Annotated in this window: 2 protein-coding genes; one reads left to right on the top strand and one right to left on the bottom strand. The window is 34.8% G+C overall.

Annotated features, from left to right (window positions below; translation table 11 throughout):
- On the bottom strand, positions 1–3,068 hold a 3,068-nt coding region (locus AACY61_RS09765), incomplete at its 3' end, for a histidine kinase (RefSeq protein ID WP_339611388.1).
- A gap of 25 nt (positions 3,069–3,093) precedes the next feature.
- Between AACY61_RS09765 and AACY61_RS09760 the strand changes: the two genes are divergently transcribed.
- The gene (locus AACY61_RS09760) at positions 3,094–3,837 is read left to right on the top strand and encodes a hypothetical protein (RefSeq protein ID WP_339611387.1); all 744 of its coding nucleotides are present in this window, start codon (positions 3,094–3,096) and stop codon (positions 3,835–3,837) included.
- Positions 3,838–4,158: the final 321 nt, after the last annotated feature.

Raw genomic sequence — 4,158 nt, 5'->3', positions numbered from 1 at the left:
CCAAAGCCATCTTCCAAATCAAATTTTAAATCGGCATTGATGCTTTGAGCCCTCATTTTCATATTGGCCAGACCGAATCCCGAAACTTGTTTTTTAACATTTACATGACCATCATCTTTAATGCTAAACTCACAATTTCCTTTGTGGTTATAAAGTTTAATTTTAACCTGTTTAGCATCTGAATGTTTGATAATGTTGTTAATGGCTTCTTTGTAAATTAAATACAAATTTCTACGAGAATTAAAATTTATCTTTTTTTGAAGATTGAGGGTTTCTATATCTATTTGGTAAGAAATTCGAGCCGGCAATAAAAGTTCTTCTGCCAACTCGTGCATGCGTTCTACCAAATTCCCTAAGGTGTCTCTTCGGCTATCTATACTCCACACCAAATCTCTCATGTGAGAAATGGTGCTTCTACTCAGGTGTGTAATCTTATGAAGTTTGGTTTTTTGATTAGGATTGGTGGTTTGCATTTCAAGCATTTCGGTTTGCATAGCTAAGCCGGTCAACATAGAGCCGACGTCATCGTGTAGGTCGCTTGAAATTTTGGTGCGCAAGCGCTCCATTTCCAATGCTTGATGGAGACGATATTGAAATACACTGTAAATAATTCCGGCAATACAAAGCATCATCAGAAGTATAAACCACCAGGTTTTATAAAAAATGGGCTTAACAACAAAGGGAATAATCAATCCGGCTTTGCTCTCATTCCCATTGATATCTAAGGCTTTTATTTTCAAATTATACTCGCCGGCCGGCAATTGGTTATAACGGATGCTGTTAGTATGGCCTTGATAAAACCATTGATTTTCCAAACCTTCCATCTTGGTATAATAGGTATAAGTATCTTTATTAAAATAATCTGGAATTGACCAGTCTACTTTCAGATTGATGTCATAAGGCGATAAAACTACTGGTTTTTGATTCCATTTCGTCAACCGAATGAGACTGTCTTTTTGTTGATTAAATAGTTCTATTTGGGTCAAAATCATGGCTGGCAACTCTCGTTTTATCGACAGATTTTCAACTGAAAATTTGGTAATGCCATTCAGCCCACCAAAGTAGAATTGTCCGCTTTCTGATTTGTAAGCTGAGGTGTAGTTGAATTCATTGTGTGTTATACCATCTTGTTTAAAAAATTTTTGAAATTTATTTTCAACTAAATCAACAAAATTCAAACCTTTATAGGTTGCTGCAATAAAACTATTATCATCTACTGTTAAAATAGACACCACATTGTCATTCGTCAATCCCTTTTCTTGATTGATCACCTGAACCTGTTGGTCTTTTAAATCTAAAATGTTAATCCCACCACCATAAGTGCCTATATACAGTTTTGAATTTACCTCATTTATGCTTAAAATAATGTTTTTACTCAAAGCCGGTATTGAATGAATAGAATAGATTTTCTCAATACTTCCATTAAGGTTAAGTTTCAATATACCGTGGTTTTGCGTACCAACCCAAACGGTTTCAGGGTCAACTTGGCTTTGTTCAAAACAACGGAGTATATAAAAATCTTCTTTGAGGGGTGTTTTGAAAATTTGTTTGTAAGCCTTTGTCTCAGTGTGTATACGTATCAATTTTGAAAGCCGATGTCCCGTAAGCAACTCTCCATTTTTTAATTGAATGATAGGGTTTGGTTCAGTGCCGTCTATGAAAGGTTCAAATTGAGCAAAGGTTTTTATGGAAGTATCCTCAAAATTAATTTCTATCAGTTCATTGTTTACTGAATAGGCTTTGTTTTTTGAAGTATCAGAAACAAAATACTTTGCGTTGTCTAGTTTTAGACCTAAGTTTTTGAATGGAATAAGTTTGGCTTCATCGTTATTGCTAATCTCATAAAGTTGCCATTCCGTTTCGCATAAGGCGGCAAGGTTTCCATTTTTTAAAGGAAAAATACTCCTAAATGATCGGCCCCACCCCTCGTTTTTGCTCTTAAGAATGCTTTGGAAGTTTTGAAGGTGTTGTTTGACTTTTATCAAGCCATTGTCTGTTGCTAACCATAACAAATTTGTAGCATCAATAAATAGTTGATTGATGTTCTGGTAGTCTAATTTTGCATTGATATACGTTGAATAATTTTTGATTTCACCTGAAGGATTGAGATAAAACAACTCCTTTTGTGTTGCAAACCAAATACCACCATTTGTATTTTCAATAGCTTGATAAAAAGGTTCGGGATGTTTAAAAAGTGTGGCTTTAAACTCTAAATCTTCATACAAATCTATACCGCCCGAGCTTTTGGGAAAGTAATAATGTTGCCCTTTAGCATCAAAAAAAGACTCACCAAAATGCAAGTCTTTTCCAAGCCAGTCATAAGTATCTAAAATTTTGTTGTCCAGAATCGTTCCATTTTGGTTAAAAAGCGTTATCCCATGGTTGATGGTCGCCCAGCAGATAGTATTTTTTGGGGTCAATTCCAATGAGGTAAAACCAGTGGTATTTCTTTCATAAGATTTGATAAGCTTCATTTGCTCACCATCATATTTTTTAAGTATTTGAACAGGTTTTTTATTGGGTTTTTCCTCACCTTCTATGAGCCATAAATCATTGTTTTTATCCAACAAAATTTCAATGACTTTTCCTTTTAGTTTGTCGTCAATGAGTTGATGAGAAATGATTGTTTCATTTTTTACAGAAAATGCAAATAATCTGTCATTTGCAATATACCAGAGCGTCTGCCTTAAAGGGTCATATTGAAATTGTTTGATGTCTTCAAAAGGGATAAAGTTTGGATTGTTTTTATTGCTATTAAAAATTGTGAAGGCATTGCCGTCATATTTTATGATGCCTTGTTCTGTGCCAAACCACATAAGACCATTGGTGTCTTGTAGTATAGCTTTAACATTTCGATTGTGCAATCCATTTTCTGTGGTCAGGGTTTTGACCTGTATGGTATTTTGGGCAAGCAGAAACGGATTAATGCTACAGAAACCAAAACAGATGACCAGTATTAAAGCTTTCGCATTCAAAACAATAGGGTTTGTTTCATCAAATATACTATTTCCTTCTAAAACCACATCAAAATGTGATTGACGAGACTTGATATCTAGTCTAACTTGCACCAAACTAACTAAAAAATATACAATTATGAAAAAAGCATTACTTATTTTATTAGTCCTGCCGCTTTTCGCTTTAGGACAAGAAGAAGAAAGAGGAAGGATAATGGCATTTATGGAATTTACTGTAAAACAAGGACATACTGTTCAATTTGAAGATGGTATGAAAAAATTGAAAGACTGTTATTTAGAAAACAGCGGTGAAGATGGTTGGGCTGTGTGGAGACGTGTTCAGGGAGAAGGCAATGTGTATAGGGTTGTAAGTTCTATGGATAACTGGGCAGAAATGGATGAAGATGACGATGGTTGGAAAGGCTGTTATGAGATTATTAGGAACTTTACCGCGCCTCATGTTGAAAAAGTGAAACGAAGTTTCGCAAGACAACTTCCTAAATGGAGCCAAAAAAACTGGGAGGGGCCATACAAACTTCTCTGGAATACCAGTTTTATAGTCAATAACAACACCCTTTTTAGCGAAGCTATTCAAGAGTATATTGATGTTATGACTGAGATGGGAGAAGATCTCTCAGGATATTGGTCATATAGTATGGGTGCTGGTAAAGATGGTGCTGATTATACTTTGGTGGGATTTTATAAAGATTATGCCGCTTTGGATGAAAGTAGTGACCCATTTAAAGAGTATGAAAAAGCCAATGGTAAAAAGAAAGCCGATAAAATGCGGGATCGAATGAAAAAAGCCGGTGAAAAATGGAATGAAGCGATTGAAGATTCATGGGGCTATCTATGGGTACACAAACCGGAGTTATCTAACTAAGCTGGTATATTTATACAATTTGCCTAAAACTGGGCAAAGAATTCATCTCTGCTCAGTTTTTTTAAATAGTTCCAAAAAGCTAAAGTCTCATGCACAAAAGTTTAAAATCAAAAAAATACAATGAAAACAACGTTTTTACATAAGGCACTATTACTTTTAATGCTAAGCTTTTCATTATTAAGTTGTAAAGAGAATATAAAGTTAGCTGAAAGTTTAAAGTTAAACTCAGAAATTACGACCGCTTACAGCAATTTGTATGCAAAAGAGAACCGCAATCATACCAATTTTAAGAATACTGATAAGGCCAAAGATGAAGCTTAA

Source organism: uncultured Planktosalinus sp. (assembly GCF_963973675.1).
Taxonomy (GTDB): domain Bacteria; phylum Bacteroidota; class Bacteroidia; order Flavobacteriales; family Flavobacteriaceae; genus Planktosalinus.
This window is presented reverse-complemented; position numbering and strand designations above follow the sequence as displayed.

Bases quoted from the DNA above. Each gene is read 5' to 3' on its own strand.
- AACY61_RS09760 (WP_339611387.1), top strand. From the start codon at position 3,094: ATGAAAAAAGCATTACTTATTTTATTAGTCCTGCCGCTTTTCGCTTTA.